This is a genomic window from Streptomyces sp. NPDC001493, from assembly GCF_053597235.1.
Genome location: NZ_JBSFHV010000012.1, coordinates 223,122 through 238,945, shown reverse-complemented (window position 1 = coordinate 238,945; position 15,824 = coordinate 223,122). Strand labels below are relative to the sequence as shown.

Here is a 15,824-nt window from a genome sequence, read left to right as displayed (position 1 = left end):
AGGGACCGTGAGCCCCACCGGACCATGGGCCCCACCGAGCCGTGAGCCCCCACCGGGCCCATGAGGCCGCGCGGCCTCCCACCCTCAGCAACCCCGCTCCCCCAAAACCTAGGGGTACCCATCACCCCACCACCGGGCGGAAGATCGCCCCACGAGGTGCATGGCGGAGTGCGCCCCGAAGTGCGCCGCATCACCCTGGACAGCTCCGTGACCGCCGGGTAACTTCGAAGAAGGCTGAGCAAGCGCTTAGACATGCTCTCCGAAACGATCAGCCCACCGAAGCCACGCACCCGACCAAGGAGGCACCCCGTGCGCCGTACGGTATTCAACGAGGACCACGAGGCGTTCCGGGACACCATCCGCGCTTTCATCGAGGCCGAGGTCGTCCCCGTCTACGACGAGTGGTTCACGTCCGGTCTGGTGCCGCGTGACTTCTACTACAAGCTGGCCGAGCTGGGCATCTTCGGCATCGAGGTGGACGAGGAGTACGGCGGCGCCGGCATCGAGTCGTTCAAGTTCGAGGCGATCATCGCCGAGGAGACCGCCCGCGCGGCCGTCTCCTTCGGCGGCTCCGGCGTGCACGTGCTGCTCTGCCTGCCCTACCTCAAGGCGTACGCCACGAAGGAGCAGAAGGCGCGCTGGCTGCCGGACTTCGTGACCGGCAAGACGATGTACGCCATCGCCATGACCGAGCCGGGCACCGGCTCCGACCTGGCCGGCATGAAGACGACCGCGAAGCTCTCCGAGGACGGCACCCACTACGTCCTCAACGGCGCCAAGACCTTCATCACCGGCGGTGTGCACGCGGACCGCGTGATCGTCTGTGCCCGCACGGACGCCCCGAAGGCCGACGACCGCCGCCACGGCATCTCGCTGCTGGTGGTCGACACCAAGGCCGAGGGCTACTCGGTCGGCCGCAAGCTCGACAAGCTGGGCCTGCGCACCTCGGACACCGCCGAGCTGTCGTTCGTGGACGTGAAGGTCCCGGTCGAGGACCTGCTCGGCGAGGAGAACAAGGGCTTCTCCTACCTCGGCCAGAACCTCCCGCAGGAGCGCCTGGGCATCGCGGTCGGGGCGTACGCGCAGGCCAAGGCCGCCATCCGGTTCGCCCAGCAGTACGTTTCCGAGCGCACCGTCTTCGGCAAGCCGGTCGCCGCGTTCCAGAACACCAAGTTCGAACTGGCCGCCTGCCAGGCCGAGGTGGACGCCGCCGAGGCCGTCGTGGACCGGGCGATCGAAGCCCTGGACGCCAAGGAGCTCACCGCCGCCGAGGCCGCCTCCGCCAAGCTGTTCTGCACCGAGGTCGCCCACCGGGTGATCGACAAGTGCCTCCAGCTGCACGGCGGTTACGGCTACATGAACGAGTACCCGATCGCCCGCCTGTACGCCGACAACCGCGTCAACCGCATCTACGGTGGCACCAGCGAGGTCATGAAGTCCATCATCGCCAAGTCCATGGGCCTGTAGGGCATTCGGACACGCGGACCCGACACGATCCAGGACGGCTACGTTCCTCCCATGAGCGAAGCACTTGATTCCCTGCTCGATCTGCTCGACCTGGAGCGGATCGAGCGGGACATCTTCCGGGGCGCCAGCCGCTCGGCGGTGGTGCCCCGGGTGTTCGGCGGCCAGGTCGCGGCGCAGGCGCTGGTCGCGGCCGGCCGGACCGTGCCCGACGGCTGCCACGCGCACTCCCTCCACTCGTACTTCCTGCGGATGGGCGACCCCGGCGCGCCGATCGTCTACAGCGTCGACCGCATCCGCGACGGCCGGTCCTTCACCACCCGCCGGGTCGTAGCGGTGCAGCACGGGCAGCCGATCTTCCACCTCTCCGCGTCCTTCCAGACGTACGAGGAGGGGCTGGAGCACCAGGTCACCGTGCCGGACGCCCCGGACCCGGAGACCCTGCCGACGGCGGCCGAGATGATGCCCCGGTACGCCGACCGCTTCACCGACCCCGGGATGATCGACCGGGTGCTGGAGGCGCGGGCGGCGGTGGACCTGCGGTACGTGGAGGCGCCGCCGTTCGCCACCGCCGGACAGCCCCGCGAGCCCCGCTCGCAGGTGTGGTTCCGCACCCGGGGCAAGCTCGCCGACGACCCGCTGCTGCACGTCTGCCTGGCGACGTACGTCTCCGACATGACGCTGCTCGACTCCGTACTGCTGGCCCACGGGCGCGGCGGCTGGGCGGTCGGCGACGTGGTCGGCGCGAGCCTGGACCACGCGATGTGGTTCCACCGGCCGTTCCGGGCGGACGAGTGGCTGCTGTACGACCAGGAGTCCCCGACCTCGTCCGGCGGGCGCGGACTCGGCCAGGCCCGGATCTGGACGCAGGACGGGCGCCTCGCGATCACCGTGATCCAGGAGGGCCTGATCCGCACCCCGCGCGGGCAGTGAAACGGGCGGGGAACGAAACGTACGGGCGGTGAACCGTACGGGGAGCGAACGCGCGCGGAGTGAACGCGCGGTCGCTGAACGCACGGGGAGCAGGGCCCGGCGGGCGAAATGCGCGGGCCGCCCGCAGGCCCCGTCCCCTACAGTGCCGGGCTATGACGACACCCTCTCCCGCCGGAATCACCTTCGTCCGTCAACTCGACGGACTCCGCTACGACTTCGCGCACGAAGCCGAACGCAACGGCCGCCCGTCCTACCTCCGGACGGACGGGCAGGTGCGGTGCTGCTGGTCCCGGGCCGAGGGCTGGCACTGCGAGTCGGCCGACGGGATCGTCAACTCCCGTCCCCTCAACGACCGGCCCGACACACCGGAGCCCCCGGCCACCGTCTGGCGCAGCTTCAAGAACGACCGCTCGTACCTCTACGACCTCCGCGTCGCCGCCCCCGACGAGATCACCGAGTGACAGCCCCCTCGGAGGGCGAGCCCGCCCCCTCCCCCGACACCTTCCGCGCCAGCGCCTCGCGCAGTCCGGTGAGGCGGGCGATCTCCGCGTCCAGTGCGGCGAGCCGTTGGCCGACGACTCCGGGCGCCCCGGGCTCGGTGGAGGCGCAGCGCACCGGACGGCCCGAGGTCAGCAGGTGGAGGCGGTCGGCGCAGGCGTGCACGTCGGCCACGGTGAATCCGGCGGCGAGCAACTCCCGGACGACGCGGATCCGGGCGATGTCCTCGGAGTCGTACTCCCGTTGGCCGGAGGAGGTCCGGGCGGGCGGGGTGAGCAGCCCGCGCTGTTCGTAGAAGCGCAGGGCCCGTGGGGTCGTCCCCGCCGCCGCTGCCGCGTCCCCGATCCGCATCCCGCACCGCCCCCGTAACGCTCTCCTCGGAGATGTGCTCCCGCACCCCGTCAGGAGAACACTTCCACCACGGCTCCGCCGAAATGCGCTCCCTCGACCAGTTGTTGGAACGCGAGCGGGGCGTTCTCCAGTCCCGCGACGGCGGTGTACGGGAAGCGGATGGAGCCCGAGCGCAGCCAGGCGCCGAACCGCCGGGTCCACTCCGCGTCGACGTCCGGGTGGTCGCCGCCGGCGTAGCCGCGCAGTGAGACGCCCTTCACAATCAGCCGGTAGGTGTCGATCCCGGCGGGTGCGCTGCCTCCGCCGCGCCGGGCGTCCAACTGCCCGGAGAGCGCGCCGACCAGGGCGAACCGGGCGCCCGGCCGGGCCGCGTCCACCGCCGCCGTGAGCTGTTCGCCGCCGACGAGGTCCAGCAGCACGTCGATGCCCCCGGGCGCCGCCCCGGCCAGCTGCCCGGCGAAGTCCCCGGTGCCGCGCACCACGACGGCGTCGTAACCGAGTTCGGCCACCAGCCGCTCGGCCTTGGCGGGCGAGCCGGTGGTGCCGACGACCCGGCCCGCGCCCAGCAGCCGGGCGATCTGCCCGGCGAGGGTGCCGACCGCCCCGGCCGCCCCGGTGACGAGCACGGTGTCGCCGGGGCGGACCTCGGCGAGCCGGGTCAGCGCGCCGTACGCCGATGAGCCTTGGGCGAGGTACGCGACCGGGTCGGGCAGTTCGTCGCCGAGCGGCAGCACCTGGCCGACGGGGAGTACGGCGTACTCCCGCCAGCCGAGCAGATGCGTCACCCGGTCGCCCGGCCGCAGCGGGCCGCCGTCCGGTTCGGAGACGACCTCGCCCACCGCCGGCCCGATGACGGTGTCGCCGCCGCGCAGCGGGGGCAGCGGGACCCCGTCGTTCTCGGTGCCCATCAGGGTGCGCAGTCCGGCGAAGAGGGCGAAGTGGCTGTTGCGGACGAGCACTTCGCCCGGGCCGGGCCGTGGGACCGGGGTCTCGGCGAGGGTGAAGTGCTTGGCCTCGGGCAGCCCGTCGGGCGTCACGGCGAGGCGGATCTCGCGGGAGGTACGGGGCAGGTCGGCGGACATCGCGGGCTCCTGGCGTTCGCGGGTCGGCGGGCGGCGGGGCGTACCCGTCGCCCAACGGGTGTGCGGACGCTAGCCCTTGACCCGCGCGTCAGGGTCAAGCCCGGACGGCCGCCCGGTGCGCGGTTCGCGCTGCGACCCCGCGTCGCGGAACAGGGGCGGTTGTCCCGGACCCTGTTCCCGCGAGAGGCGCCATTGACTGGTTCCAGAATCAGTGCAGGTCAGGCATGCTGAACCCAGCACGTGCTCCCGCCGGGTACGGACGCGGATTCGACCCTGCGGCGCGTTTCCCGGAGGGGCAGCCTCGCCGGCAGCCCGTCCGGACCGTGGCCGTGCCCTCCTTCCTGACGACGACGGGAGCGAACACCGCGCATGGCCCCGACCCCGGACCTGATCGAAGTGCCGTACTCGCTGACCGTCGCCACGCGCACCGACGGGGTCGTGCGGGCCCGTCCGCGAGGTGGCCGGTTCCGTGCGAGCATCGCTCTGCTCGTCCTGTGCTCGGCACCCGCCCTGTACCTCTGGCGGGGAGAAGGATGGCCGAGCGGGGGAACGGGCCCTCACACCAGGCCGGCCACCGTGGAAGCACTGCTCGTCATGGGAGTCCTGATCAGTTTCCTGTGGCGCTGTTGCTGCGCGCCGAGTATCACTTTCTCCCGTACGTCCGTCTGCGTGGTCGATGCTTTCGCGCGCATCAGAGTCCCCCTCTCCGCCGTCGAGAGGTTCGATCAGGCCGGTCGCGACGGAATGGTGAGCATGCGCGTGCGGGGAAGGCCGAGGCCCCTGTGCGTCTTCGGGCCCCAGAAGGCGGAGAGCTCCGCCGAATGGCTCAACGCCATGCTTCCCGAGTGCGCGCCCCGGACGGCGGAAGAAGCCCCGGAAGTCGGCCGGAGAGGCTACTTCGCCGTCTCCGACCTGGCGGTCTCCGCCTCGTTCGCGATCGCCGTCCTGGTCCTTCTCACATGGTGACCGGGGGCGGTAAAAAGTACCGGAGGCCCCAGCGGGTCGCCGTGGGGATGCTTGTCCTCCTGGGTGCCACGGCTCTGTTGATCGCCATGCCACTCAGCCTGTTCAGCGGCGAATGGAAGCGCGTGGCGACTGTCGTGGCGCTCTTCCCACTGACCGCGTACTTTGCGGTTTCCTTCTACATCCGCCCCTATGTGGAGGTCACCCCCGACGAAGTGATCGTCAGGAATTTAATGACCCTGTACAGAATTCCGCGGAGCCTGACGGTGAAGAGGACAGGAATCCGCGCCGTCGGCCTCGATGTGCAGGGGCACGGACACATTCCGGCACTCGCTTACGCGGTGGGCGTCACCGGCAAGCGACAGTGCCTGAGGCTGGCAGCGGCAGTCGAGGAAGCGCCTCCCCTCCCGGCGTGCACCGCCGTGCGGCGGCGCACGGTGGAGAAGACCAGGCCTTCGGGAGCGACGGAGGTGCTCATGTGCGTGGCGACCGTCACCCTCTGCGTCCTCGCCGCGGCCGCCTGATGCCCCTTACTCCAGCCCCGCCGCGTCCAGCAGGTACTCCGTCAGCGGGTCGTAGTGGCGCGGGTCGGGCACGTTGTCGTCCAGCGGGACGGTGACCAGGAGGGAGCCCTCGGCCTCGCCGAGGAAGAGGGCGGGGTCGTTGCAGTCGGCGTAGCCGATGGCGTCGAGTCCGCGTCCGCCCGCGCAGCCGGCCCAGCCGTGGTCGGCGAGGACCAGGTCCGGCCGGGGCCGGCCCTCGCGTTCCAGGCCGTCCAGGATCGCGGCCATCGGGGCCGGGGAGTGGGTGTGCCAGAGGGACGCGCCGTGTTCCAGCACCGCGACTCCGGCGAACTGGACGACGTTGCCCTCGTCGGCGCGCAGCCCGGCCGGGACGGTGATGATCTCGCAGCCCGCCGCACGGAGCGCGTCCGCCGTCCTGCGGTGCACGTCGAGGAGGCCGCCGGGGTGACCGGTGGCGACGAGGACGCTCTCGTTGTCGGCCACCGCCTTGCGCAGGCGTTCCGCCATCCGGTCGAGTGCGTCGACGGTCAGTTCGGGGTCGATGGTGTCCTGGCCGAAGCGGTGGGCCGGGTCGTCGATGACCCCGCAGCGCTCCGCCATGACGGCGAGGACGTCCTGTTCGTCGGTCCAGCGGTCGCCGAGTTCCAGCCCGAGCCAGTAGTGGCGGTCTCCGTTGGCGAGCGCCCGGTAGTGCGCGAGGTTGTTGTCGCGGGGCGTGGCCACGTCGCCGGCGATGCGGGTACGGACGAGGTGGTCGGTGAGTTCGGCGCGGCTGGGTATCGGCATGGCGCCCATTCTGCCGTCACCGGTGCGCGCCACGCCCGGCATCTCGTACCCCGGAACCGGTGCGGGGGCGCGGTGCGGCGCTCAGCGCCCGTCGGCCGCCGCCGCGAAGGCGCCCCTGGCCAGCCGGTGCAGCAGCTTCGCCGTCGCCGCACGGTCCGGGAGGGCCTCGGGGTGGGCGAGGCGCGGGGTGGAGTTCAGCAGGCCGAAGACGGCGTGCACGGTGACGCGGGCCTCGGCCTCGGTGAGGACGGGGTAGCGGGTGCGGGCGACGGAGACCCAGATCTCGACGTACTCGCGCTGGAGGCGCCGGACCCGCTTGCGGTCGGCGTCACGCAGGCGGTCCAGCTCGCGGTCGTGCAGGGTGATCAGGGGCCGGTCGTCGAGGGCGAAGTCGATGTGGCCCTCGATGAGCGCGTCCAGCAGCGCGTCCGGGGAGCTCTCCGGTGCGGCGGCGTCCTCCTCGACGCGCAGCCGGCCGCCGGTGAGGAGGCGCTCGCTGATGCCGACCAGCAGCTCGGAGAGCATCGCGTCCTTGCCGGGGAAGTGCCGGTAGAGGCCGGGGCCGCTGATGCCCACGGCGGCGCCTATCTCGTCGACACCGACGCCGTGGAAGCCGCGCTCGGCGAAGAGGAGTGCGGCCTCCCGGAGGATCTGCTCGCGGCGGGTGGGTCCCGCGACGCGGGCGGTGGCATGGGTGCTCATGGGGATTCATTCTAGACAGGGCCGTTAGCGCTCGTTAACCTGAGGCCGTTCGCGTTAACGCTCATTAACCGCACGGCAGGGGTCACGGGCCCCACCGGTCACGGGGAGGCTCGACACGATGCAGCCGGCACCGGCACCACAGGCACCGGTCCTTCTCAGCGCGGCCGATCCCGCCTCCGAGGCCTGGCGGGCCAACGAGGCGGCGCACCGCGCGCTCGCCGACGAGCTGCGCGCCCGGCTCGCCTCGGCCCGGCTCGGCGGGGGCGAGAAGGCGCGCGCCCGCCATGTGGCGCGCGGCAAGCTGCTGCCCCGGGACCGGGTGGACACGCTGCTCGACCCCGGTTCGCCCTTCCTGGAGCTGGCCCCGCTGGCCGCCGAGGGGCTGTACGGCGGCGCCGCACCGGCCGCCGGGGTGGTGGCGGGGATCGGCCGGGTGAGTGGCCGGGAGTGCGTGATCGTCGCCAACGACGCGACCGTCAAGGGCGGTACGTACTACCCGATGACCGTGAAGAAGCATCTGCGGGCGCAGGAGGTGGCGCTGGAGAACCGTCTCCCCTGCCTCTACCTCGTGGACTCCGGCGGCGCCTTCCTGCCGATGCAGGACGAGGTGTTCCCGGACCGCGACCACTTCGGCCGGATCTTCTTCAACCAGGCGCGGATGTCGGGTGCGGGCATCCCGCAGATCGCGGCGGTGCTGGGTTCCTGCACGGCGGGCGGGGCGTACGTCCCCGCGATGAGCGACGAGGCGGTCATCGTGCGCGGCCAGGGCACGATCTTCCTCGGCGGTCCGCCGCTGGTGAAGGCGGCGACGGGCGAGGTCGTCACGGCGGAGGAGCTGGGCGGCGGCGAGGTCCACTCGCGTACGTCCGGGGTCACCGACCACCTCGCCGAGGACGACGCGCACGCGCTGCGGATCGTGCGGAACATCGTGGCGACGTTCCCGGCGCGCGGGGCGCTGCCGTGGACCGTGCGGCCCGCCGAGGAGCCGAAGGCGGACCCGGCGGGGCTGTACGGCGCGGTGCCGGTCGACCCGCGCACCCCGTACGACGTGCGCGAGGTGATCGCCCGGGTGGTGGACGGGTCGCGGTTCGCGGAGTTCAAGGCGGAGTACGGCCAGACGCTGGTCACCGGGTTCGCGCACGTCCACGGCCATCCGGTGGGGATCGTCGCCAACAACGGCATCCTGTTCTCCGAATCGGCCCAGAAGGGCGCCCACTTCATCGAGCTGTGCGACCAGCGGGGCATCCCGCTGGTCTTCCTCCAGAACATCTCGGGCTTCATGGTCGGCAAGGCGTACGAGGCCGGGGGCATCGCGAAGCACGGCGCCAAGATGGTCACCGCCGTGGCGACCACCCGGGTGCCGAAGCTGACGGTCGTCGTCGGCGGTTCGTACGGCGCGGGCAACTACTCCATGTGCGGCCGGGCCTACTCGCCCCGCTTCCTCTGGATGTGGCCCAACGCCAAGATCTCGGTGATGGGCGGCGAGCAGGCCGCCTCGGTCCTCGCCACGGTCAAGCGGGACCAGCTCGGCGACGCCTGGAGCGCGGAGGACGAGGAGGCGTTCAAGGCGCCGGTCCGCGCCCAGTACGAGGAGCAGGGCAACGCCTACTACGCGACCGCCCGGCTCTGGGACGACGGGGTGATCGACCCGGCGGACACCCGGCAGGTGCTCGGCCTGGCGCTGACCGCGTGCGCCAACGCCCCGCTCCCCGAGCGGAATCCGGCGGACCCGGGCTTCGGCATCTTCCGGATGTGAACGAGCGAAATCGTACGGGCGAGAGGAAGAGAGGGACGTCCATGTTCAGCACGGTGCTGGTCGCCAACCGGGGCGAGATCGCCGTCCGGGTCATCCGGACGCTGCGCGCCCTCGGCGTCCGGTCGGTCGCCGTCTTCAGCGACGCGGACGCGGGAGCGCGGCACGTACGGGAGGCGGACACGGCGGTACGGATCGGCCCGGCGCCCGCCGCGCGGAGCTACCTCAGCGTGCCCGCGCTGCTGGAGGCGGCCCGCCGCACGGGGGCCGAGGCGGTCCATCCGGGGTACGGCTTCCTCGCGGAGAACGCCGCCTTCGCCCGGGCGTGCGCGGAGGCCGGGCTCGTCTTCATCGGGCCGCCCGCCGAGGCGATCTCCCTGATGGGCGACAAGATCCGGGCGAAGGAGACGGTCGCGGCTGCCGGGGTGCCGGTGGTCCCCGGTTCCTCCGGCGGCGGCCTCACCGATATCCAACTCGCCGACGCGGCGCGGGAGATCGGGCTGCCGGTGCTGCTGAAGCCCTCGGCGGGCGGCGGCGGCAAGGGCATGCGGCTGGTGCACGACGAGACGCTGCTCGCCGAGGAGATCGCGGGGGCCCGCCGCGAGGCGACGGCGTCCTTCGGCGACGACACGCTGCTGGTGGAGCGGTGGATCCAGCGCCCCCGGCACATCGAGATCCAGGTGCTCGCGGACGCCCACGGCAACGTGGTCCACCTCGGCGAGCGCGAGTGCTCGCTCCAGCGCCGCCACCAGAAGGTGATCGAGGAGGCGCCGTCGGTGCTGCTCGACGCGGCGACCCGGGCGGCGATGGGTGAGGCGGCGGTGCGCGCGGCCCGCTCCTGCGGCTATGTCGGCGCGGGCACGGTCGAGTTCATCGTGCCGGGCGGCGACCCGTCCGCGTACTGCTTCATGGAGATGAACACCCGGCTCCAGGTCGAGCACCCGGTCACCGAGCTGATCACCGGACTGGACCTGGTGGAGTGGCAGCTGCGTGTCTCCTCCGGCGAGCGACTCCCGTACGCGCAGGCCGACATCGCCTTCACCGGGCACGCCGTGGAGGCCCGGGTCTGCGCCGAGGACCCGGCGCGCGGCTTCCTGCCCTCCGGCGGCACCGTGCTCGCCCTGGACGAACCGCAGGGCGGCGGGGTCCGGACGGACTCGGGGCTGAGCGAGGGCACGGAGGTCGGTTCGCTGTACGACCCGATGCTGTCGAAGGTCATCGCGTACGGCCCCGACCGGGCGACCGCCCTGCGCCGGCTGCGGGCGGCCCTCGCGGACACGGTGATCCTGGGCGTACCGACCAACGCCGGTTTCCTGCGCCGCCTGTTGGCCCATCCGGCGGTGGTGGCGGGCGAGCTCGACACGGGGCTGGTGGAGCGGGAGGCGGCGGGGCTGGTCCCGGACGGCGTACCGGACGAGGTGTACGCGGCGGCGGCCGCCGTACGGGCTGACTCGCTCGCGCCGGTGCCGGACGCGCACGGCTGGACGGACCCGTTCTCCGTACCGAGCGGCTGGCGCACCGGCGGCTCCCCCGCCCCGCTCGGCTTCCCGCTGCGGGTGGCCGGGCAGGAGCCGGTGGTACGGGAGGCGCCCCCGGGTGCGGCGGTCGGCCCGGACCGGGTGACCGTCGAACTCGACGGCGTGGTGCACCACTTCAGGCGCGCCGGGCAGTGGCTCGGCCGCGACGGCGACACCTGGCAGGTGCGGGACCACGACCCGGTGGAGGCGTCCCTGAGCGGGGCGGCCCGCGCGGGCGCGGACACCCTCGCGGCGCCCATGCCGGGCACGGTCACCGTGGTCAAGGTGGCGGTCGGGGACGCGGTGTCGGCGGGGCAGGCGCTGCTGGTGGTCGAGGCGATGAAGATGGAGCACGTCATCTCCGCCCCGCACGCCGGGACCGTCACCGGGCTGGACGTCTCGCCCGGGGCCACCGTCGCCATGGACCAGGTGCTGGCCGTGGTCGCGCCGGACACCGGGACGGACACCGGGACGGACCCGGCGGCGATCCCGGCCCCCGCCCCGGCAGAGGCCCCGGCAGCGGCCGCGACTCCGGCAGCGCCCCCGGCCCCGGCCCCCGAGGAGAGGCAGTCATGACCACCCCCGAACGCCCCGCCCTGCCGATGACCGTCGCCACACAGGACCTGCCCGCCCGGGTCCGTATCCACGAAGTGGGCGCGCGCGACGGGCTGCAGAACGAGAAGGCGGTCGTACCGACCGCCGTGAAGGCCGAGTTCATCCACCGGCTCGCCGCCGCCGGGCTCACCACCATCGAGGCGACCAGCTTCGTCCGCTCCGAGTGGGTGCCCCAACTCGCGGACGCCGAGGAGCTGTTCCCGATGCTCGGCGACCTGCCCGGGCCGGGCGGGGCGAACGGTGTCGCGCTCCCCGTCCTCGTACCGAACGAACGTGGGCTCGACCGGGCGCTGGCGCTCGGGGCGCGGCGGATCGCGGTCTTCGGCTCGGCGACGGAGAGCTTCGCCGCCCGCAACCTCAACCGGTCCGTCGCCCAGTCGCTGGCGATGTTCGAGCCGGTCGTGGCCCGCGCGAAGGAGCACCGGGTGCATGTGCGCGGCTACCTCTCGATGTGCTTCGGCGACCCGTGGGAGGGGCCGGTCCCGGTGCACCAGGTCGTCCGGGTGGCGAAGGCGCTGATGGACCTCGGCTGCGACGAGCTCTCCCTCGGCGACACGATCGGTGTCGCCACCCCCGGCCACGTGCTGACCCTGCTCGCCGAGCTGAACGAGGAGGGGGTGCGTACCGACACCATCGGCGTGCACTTCCACGACACCTACGGCCAGGCCCTCTCCAACACGCTCGCCGCCCTCCAGCACGGGGTGACCACCGTCGACGCGTCGGCGGGCGGCCTCGGCGGCTGCCCGTACGCGAAGAGCGCCACCGGCAACCTCGCCACCGAGGACCTGGTGTGGATGCTCCGGGGCCTCGGCATCGACACCGGGGTCGATCTCGACGCCCTCACCGCCACCAGCGTGTGGCTGGCAGGGCAGTTGGGCCGCCCGAGCCCGTCCCGTACCGTCCGCGCGCTCTCGCCGACTCCGGCACCGTCCCCCGAGGAGTGACCCCCACCATGTCCCTGGACCACCGGCTCGCCGCCGAGCACGAGGAACTGCGCCGTACCGTCGAGGAGTTCGCCCACGGGGTGGTCGCCCCGAAGATCGGCGCCTTCTACGAACGCCATGAGTTCCCGTACGAGATCGTGCGGGAGATGGGGCGGATGGGCCTGTTCGGGCTGCCGTTCCCGGAGGAGTACGGCGGGATGGGCGGCGACTACCTCGCCCTCGGGATCGCCCTGGAGGAGCTTGCCCGGGTCGACTCCTCGGTGGCGATCACCCTGGAGGCGGGCGTCTCGCTGGGCGCCATGCCGGTGTACCGCTTCGGCACCGAGGAGCAGAAGCGACGGTGGCTGCCGAAGCTCTGCTCGGGCGAGGCGCTGGGCGCGTTCGGGCTGACCGAACCCGACGGCGGCTCGGACGCGGGCGGCACCCGCACCACGGCGGTGCTGGACGAGGCGGCCGGCGAGTGGGTGATCAACGGCTCCAAGTGCTTCATCACCAACTCCGGTACGGACATCACCGAGTTGGTGACCGTGACGGCCGTGACCGGCCGCAAGGACGACGGCTCCCCGCGGATCTCCGCGATCGTCGTGCCGTCCGGCACCCCCGGCTTCACGGTCGCCGCCCCGTACTCCAAGGTCGGCTGGAACGCCTCCGACACCCGCGAGCTCTCCTTCGCCGACGTCCGCGTCCCGGCCGCCAACCTGCTCGGCGAGGAGGGCCGGGGGTACGCCCAGTTCCTCCGCATCCTCGACGAGGGCCGGATCGCGATCTCCGCCCTCGCGACCGGACTGGCCCAGGGCTGCGTGGACGAGTCGGTGAAGTACGCCGCCGAGCGCCACGCCTTCGGCCGCCCGATCGGCGCCAACCAGGCCATCCAGTTCAAGATCGCCGACATGGAGACCCGCGCCCACATGGCCCGCGTCGGCTGGCGCGACGCGGCCTCCCGGCTGGTGGCCGGCGAGCCCTTCAAGAAGGAGGCGGCCATCGCGAAGCTCTACTCCTCGACCGTCGCCGTCGACAACGCCCGTGACGCCACCCAGATCCACGGCGGCTACGGCTTCATGAACGAGTACCCGGTCGCCCGCATGTGGCGGGACTCCAAGATCCTGGAGATCGGCGAGGGCACCAGCGAGGTCCAGCGGATGCTGATCGCCCGGGAGTTGGGGCTGCCGGCGGCGTGAGGGCGCACCGGCGCGTGAGCCGCGGGCGTGCCTCCCCCGAGGTGCGCCCGCGGCTCACGCGCCGGTGCCTTCCGCGGGCACCGTCATCCGCGCTCCGGCACCTTCGTCCGCGGGGGTACGGGACCGGGTCCGGCCGGTACCAGCGGCGGCCCCGGCGCCACCGGCTCGTCGTGCGTCAGGTCGGGAAGCCGCCGCAGCCAGTGCGGCAGGTACCAGTTGCGCTCGCCCAGCAGCGCCATCACGGCCGGGAGGAGCACCCCGCGGATCACCGTGGCGTCGATCAGTACCGCGAAGGCGAGGCCGACGCCCATCTGCTTCATGCTCTGCATCGACAGGGTGCCGAAGATCGCGAAGACCGCGACCATGATGACCGCCGCACTGGTCACCACCCCGGCCGTGGTGGTGACGCCGTGCTCGATCGCGGCACGGGTGGCCAGCCCGCGGACCTTGGCCTCGCGGATCCGGGAGACCACGAACACGTGGTAATCCATGCTCAGCCCGAACAGGATCACGAACAGGAACAGCGGCAGCCAGGCCACCACCGCGCCGGTCCCGGCCGCGCCGACCAGCGAGGCGCCCCAACCGTGCTGGAAGACCATGGTCAGCACCCCGTAGGCGGCGCCCACCGAGAGCAGGTTGAGCACGATCGAGGTCAGAGCGATGGTCAGCGACCGGAAGGAGAGGAGCATCAGCACAAAGGCGAAGACGGTGACGAAGGCGAACACCGGCAGCACGCTGCCGCTCATCCGGTGGGCGAAGTCCATCGACTCGGCGGTCTCCCCGGTGATCGGGGCCCGGACGTCCGCGACCTTGCCGAGGGTGTCCGGCCGGACGTGATCGCGCAGGACGGTCAGATCGGCCTCCGCCCGCGCGTGGTCGGAGCCGCCGGTCAGCGGTACGGATATCTCGGCCACGTTCTGCGCGCGGTGCAGGGTCACCGTGACAGGGCCCTTGCTGGCCCCCGAGGAGACCGCCTCGGCGCGGAACGCGGCGATCGCCCGGGTGACGGACGGCGCGCCGATGTCGGGGGCCTCGACCACCACGTGCGCCGGGTCCGGTCCGCCGGGAAACGCGGTGGACACCGCCTCGTAGGTCTGCACGATCGGCGTGTCATGGCCGAGTTCCTGGTCCATCGACAGGTTCGCGGTGTGCATGCCGAGGGCCGGTACGGCGACGGCGACCAGTGCTCCGACGGCGAGCAGCGTGGCGGTCCAGGGGTGGCGCAGCACCGGCCGCAGCACGGCCCGCCAGACCCGGCTGCCCTCCGCCGCGGTGCCCCGGGTGCGCGACCGGTCGGTACGGCGGCGGCTCAGGAACGGCACGCGGCCCTTCTCCACCCGCTCACCCAGCAGGGACAGCAGCGCGGGGAGCACGGTCACCGAGCCGAACATGGCGATGGCGACCACGATCATGGTGGCCACGCCCATGGACTTGAAGTCGTCGATGCCGGTGAAGAGCATGCCGGCCATGGCCACGATCACGGTGACGCCGGAGACCAGTACGGCCCGGCCCGAGGTGGCGGCGGCGATGCGCAGCGCGGTGCCGGCGTCGTGTCCGGCCGCGCGTTCCTCGCGTTCGCGGCGCAGGTAGAACAGGCAGTAGTCGACGCCGACCGCGAGCCCCACCAGCAGCATCACCGACTGGGCGTCGTCGCCCATCGGAACCAGGTGGCTGACGAGCGCGACGACTCCGGTCGCGCCGAGGAAGGCGGTCATCGCCAGCACCACCGGCAGCAGCGCGGCCACCAGTGCGCCGAAGGCGATCAGCAGAATGGCCAGCGCCACCGGCACCGCGGAGAACTCGGCGGTCTTGAAGTCGTTGCCGAAGGCGTCGTTCTCCGCCTTGCCGGAGCTGGCGTCGCCGATCTCCGCGATCTTCAGGTCCGGGTGGCCGCCCTGCACCTTCTCCACCGCGTCGAGCACCGGCTGCACCCGGTCGGGGGCGTCGTCCGCGTCGCCGCGCACATCGAACCCGACGAGCGCGCTGTGCCGGTCGGCGGAGATCGCACCGGTGTCGTACGGCGAAGTGACCGCGGTGACCCTGCCGGTCGCCTCGACCGCGCCGACCACGTCGGCGACCGCGCGGTGGAAGGCGGGATCGGCGACAGTGCCGTGGGCACTGCGTACGAGCACCATCTCGCCCGCCGCGTCCTTGAGCCCGGCGTCGTCCAGGATCGTGGCGGCCTGCCGGACCTCGCCCGGCACCGCCTTGGCCTCGTCGACGTCCACCTGACCGACCACCTGGCCGATGACCATGGCGGCGATGACGAAGAGCAGCCACCCGCTCACCGCCGCCCAACGGTGCCGGGCGCTCCAGCCACCCATGGCAGCCGCCACGCCCAACTTCCTGCCGTGTGCGCGTGCGCGACTCACGGTGTGCCCCCTCAAGAGGATCGACATGAAAAAGGCGGCTGCCGGGCAGCCGCTCCGATACCTCAATGACGCTAGGGGCGGGGGACGCCGCATCCCATCCGGCCTGCCGGTGACCTGCTCCCCGGGCCATCACCCCGGTGGG

General features: G+C 72.5%; 14 protein-coding genes. 9 read left to right on the top strand and 5 right to left on the bottom strand.

Going from position 1 to position 15,824, the window contains the following annotated elements; genetic code table 11:
- Positions 1-309 precede the first annotated feature (309 nt).
- The 3 genes from ACWCWD_RS19320 to ACWCWD_RS19310 all read left to right on the top strand — a co-directional run bounded on the left by ACWCWD_RS19320 (position 310) and on the right by ACWCWD_RS19310 (position 2,858).
- Positions 310-1,467 (top strand): acyl-CoA dehydrogenase family protein, encoded by a 1,158-nt coding sequence (locus ACWCWD_RS19320; RefSeq protein WP_450773999.1) that lies wholly within the window; start codon positions 310-312, stop codon positions 1,465-1,467.
- Positions 1,468-1,518: 51 nt separating this feature from the next.
- Positions 1,519-2,397: an acyl-CoA thioesterase gene (locus tag ACWCWD_RS19315; protein ID WP_450773998.1), complete on the top strand. Its 879-nt coding sequence runs from the start codon at positions 1,519-1,521 to the stop codon at positions 2,395-2,397.
- A gap of 152 nt (positions 2,398-2,549) precedes the next feature.
- The gene (locus ACWCWD_RS19310) at positions 2,550-2,858 is read left to right on the top strand and encodes a hypothetical protein (protein WP_450773997.1); all 309 of its coding nucleotides are present in this window, start codon (positions 2,550-2,552) and stop codon (positions 2,856-2,858) included.
- Here the strand turns inward: ACWCWD_RS19310 and ACWCWD_RS19305 are convergent.
- Complete coding sequence (locus tag ACWCWD_RS19305) at positions 2,848-3,246, bottom strand: MerR family transcriptional regulator (RefSeq protein ID WP_450773996.1); 399 nt, start codon at positions 3,244-3,246, stop codon at positions 2,848-2,850. The two genes, ACWCWD_RS19310 and ACWCWD_RS19305, sit on opposite strands and share 11 nt — an antisense overlap.
- Positions 3,247-3,296: 50 nt before the next feature.
- A complete protein-coding gene (locus ACWCWD_RS19300) occupies positions 3,297-4,328 on the bottom strand; it encodes a zinc-binding dehydrogenase (RefSeq protein WP_450773995.1) in 1,032 nt (343 codons plus the stop codon).
- Between the two features lie 753 nt (positions 4,329-5,081).
- Between ACWCWD_RS19300 and ACWCWD_RS19295 the strand changes: the two genes are divergently transcribed.
- Positions 5,082-5,294, top strand: a complete 213-nt coding sequence (locus tag ACWCWD_RS19295; protein ID WP_450773994.1) for a hypothetical protein — start codon at positions 5,082-5,084, stop codon at positions 5,292-5,294.
- 47 nt (positions 5,295-5,341) lie between these two features.
- Positions 5,342-5,815 carry a hypothetical protein gene (locus ACWCWD_RS19290; protein WP_450773993.1) on the top strand — a complete coding sequence of 158 codons (474 nt, stop codon included), beginning with the start codon at positions 5,342-5,344 and terminating at the stop codon, positions 5,813-5,815.
- Positions 5,816-5,821: 6 nt separating this feature from the next.
- Here the strand turns inward: ACWCWD_RS19290 and ACWCWD_RS19285 are convergent, their stop codons facing one another.
- Entirely contained in the window at positions 5,822-6,601 is a 780-nt protein-coding gene (locus ACWCWD_RS19285) for a phosphatase (protein ID WP_450773992.1), read from the bottom strand.
- An 81-nt stretch (positions 6,602-6,682) separates the two neighbouring features.
- Positions 6,683-7,303 carry an SACE_7040 family transcriptional regulator gene (locus ACWCWD_RS19280; protein WP_450773991.1) on the bottom strand — a complete coding sequence of 207 codons (621 nt, stop codon included), beginning with the start codon at positions 7,301-7,303 and terminating at the stop codon, positions 6,683-6,685.
- A gap of 118 nt (positions 7,304-7,421) precedes the next feature.
- Between ACWCWD_RS19280 and ACWCWD_RS19275 the strand changes: the two genes are divergently transcribed.
- The 4 genes from ACWCWD_RS19275 to ACWCWD_RS19260 are packed head-to-tail and all read left to right on the top strand — an operon-like array spanning position 7,422 to position 13,310.
- Positions 7,422-9,059 (top strand): carboxyl transferase domain-containing protein, encoded by a 1,638-nt coding sequence (locus ACWCWD_RS19275; protein WP_450773990.1) that lies wholly within the window; start codon positions 7,422-7,424, stop codon positions 9,057-9,059.
- A 41-nt stretch (positions 9,060-9,100) separates the two neighbouring features.
- A complete protein-coding gene (locus ACWCWD_RS19270) occupies positions 9,101-11,149 on the top strand; it encodes an ATP-binding protein (protein WP_450773989.1) in 2,049 nt (682 codons plus the stop codon).
- Positions 11,146-12,132, top strand: coding sequence for a hydroxymethylglutaryl-CoA lyase (locus ACWCWD_RS19265; protein WP_450773988.1), 987 nt, complete (start codon positions 11,146-11,148; stop codon positions 12,130-12,132). Before ACWCWD_RS19270 ends, ACWCWD_RS19265 begins: the two co-directional genes overlap by 4 nt.
- An 8-nt stretch (positions 12,133-12,140) precedes the next feature.
- Positions 12,141-13,310 (top strand): acyl-CoA dehydrogenase family protein, encoded by a 1,170-nt coding sequence (locus ACWCWD_RS19260; RefSeq protein ID WP_450773987.1) that lies wholly within the window; start codon positions 12,141-12,143, stop codon positions 13,308-13,310.
- 83 nt (positions 13,311-13,393) lie between these two features.
- On the opposite strand, the gene ACWCWD_RS19255 is transcribed toward ACWCWD_RS19260, so the two are convergent.
- Positions 13,394-15,709, bottom strand: a complete 2,316-nt coding sequence (locus ACWCWD_RS19255; RefSeq protein ID WP_450773986.1) for an MMPL family transporter — start codon at positions 15,707-15,709, stop codon at positions 13,394-13,396.
- Between the last annotated feature and the right edge of the window lie 115 nt (positions 15,710-15,824).

Coding starts and splice junctions, on each gene's coding strand:
- ACWCWD_RS19305 (WP_450773996.1), bottom strand. CDS start 3,246: ATGCGGATCGGGGACGCGGCAGCGGCGGCGGGGACGACCCCACGGGCC.
- ACWCWD_RS19290 (WP_450773993.1), top strand. CDS start 5,342: ATGCTTGTCCTCCTGGGTGCCACGGCTCTGTTGATCGCCATGCCACTC.
- ACWCWD_RS19275 (WP_450773990.1), top strand. CDS start 7,422: ATGCAGCCGGCACCGGCACCACAGGCACCGGTCCTTCTCAGCGCGGCC.
- ACWCWD_RS19310 (WP_450773997.1), top strand. CDS start 2,550: ATGACGACACCCTCTCCCGCCGGAATCACCTTCGTCCGTCAACTCGAC.
- ACWCWD_RS19270 (WP_450773989.1), top strand. CDS start 9,101: ATGTTCAGCACGGTGCTGGTCGCCAACCGGGGCGAGATCGCCGTCCGG.
- ACWCWD_RS19295 (WP_450773994.1), top strand. CDS start 5,082: ATGCGCGTGCGGGGAAGGCCGAGGCCCCTGTGCGTCTTCGGGCCCCAG.
- ACWCWD_RS19255 (WP_450773986.1), bottom strand. CDS start 15,709: ATGTCGATCCTCTTGAGGGGGCACACCGTGAGTCGCGCACGCGCACAC.
- ACWCWD_RS19285 (WP_450773992.1), bottom strand. CDS start 6,601: ATGCCGATACCCAGCCGCGCCGAACTCACCGACCACCTCGTCCGTACC.
- ACWCWD_RS19260 (WP_450773987.1), top strand. CDS start 12,141: ATGTCCCTGGACCACCGGCTCGCCGCCGAGCACGAGGAACTGCGCCGT.
- ACWCWD_RS19265 (WP_450773988.1), top strand. CDS start 11,146: ATGACCACCCCCGAACGCCCCGCCCTGCCGATGACCGTCGCCACACAG.
- ACWCWD_RS19300 (WP_450773995.1), bottom strand. CDS start 4,328: ATGTCCGCCGACCTGCCCCGTACCTCCCGCGAGATCCGCCTCGCCGTG.
- ACWCWD_RS19280 (WP_450773991.1), bottom strand. CDS start 7,303: ATGAGCACCCATGCCACCGCCCGCGTCGCGGGACCCACCCGCCGCGAG.
- ACWCWD_RS19315 (WP_450773998.1), top strand. CDS start 1,519: ATGAGCGAAGCACTTGATTCCCTGCTCGATCTGCTCGACCTGGAGCGG.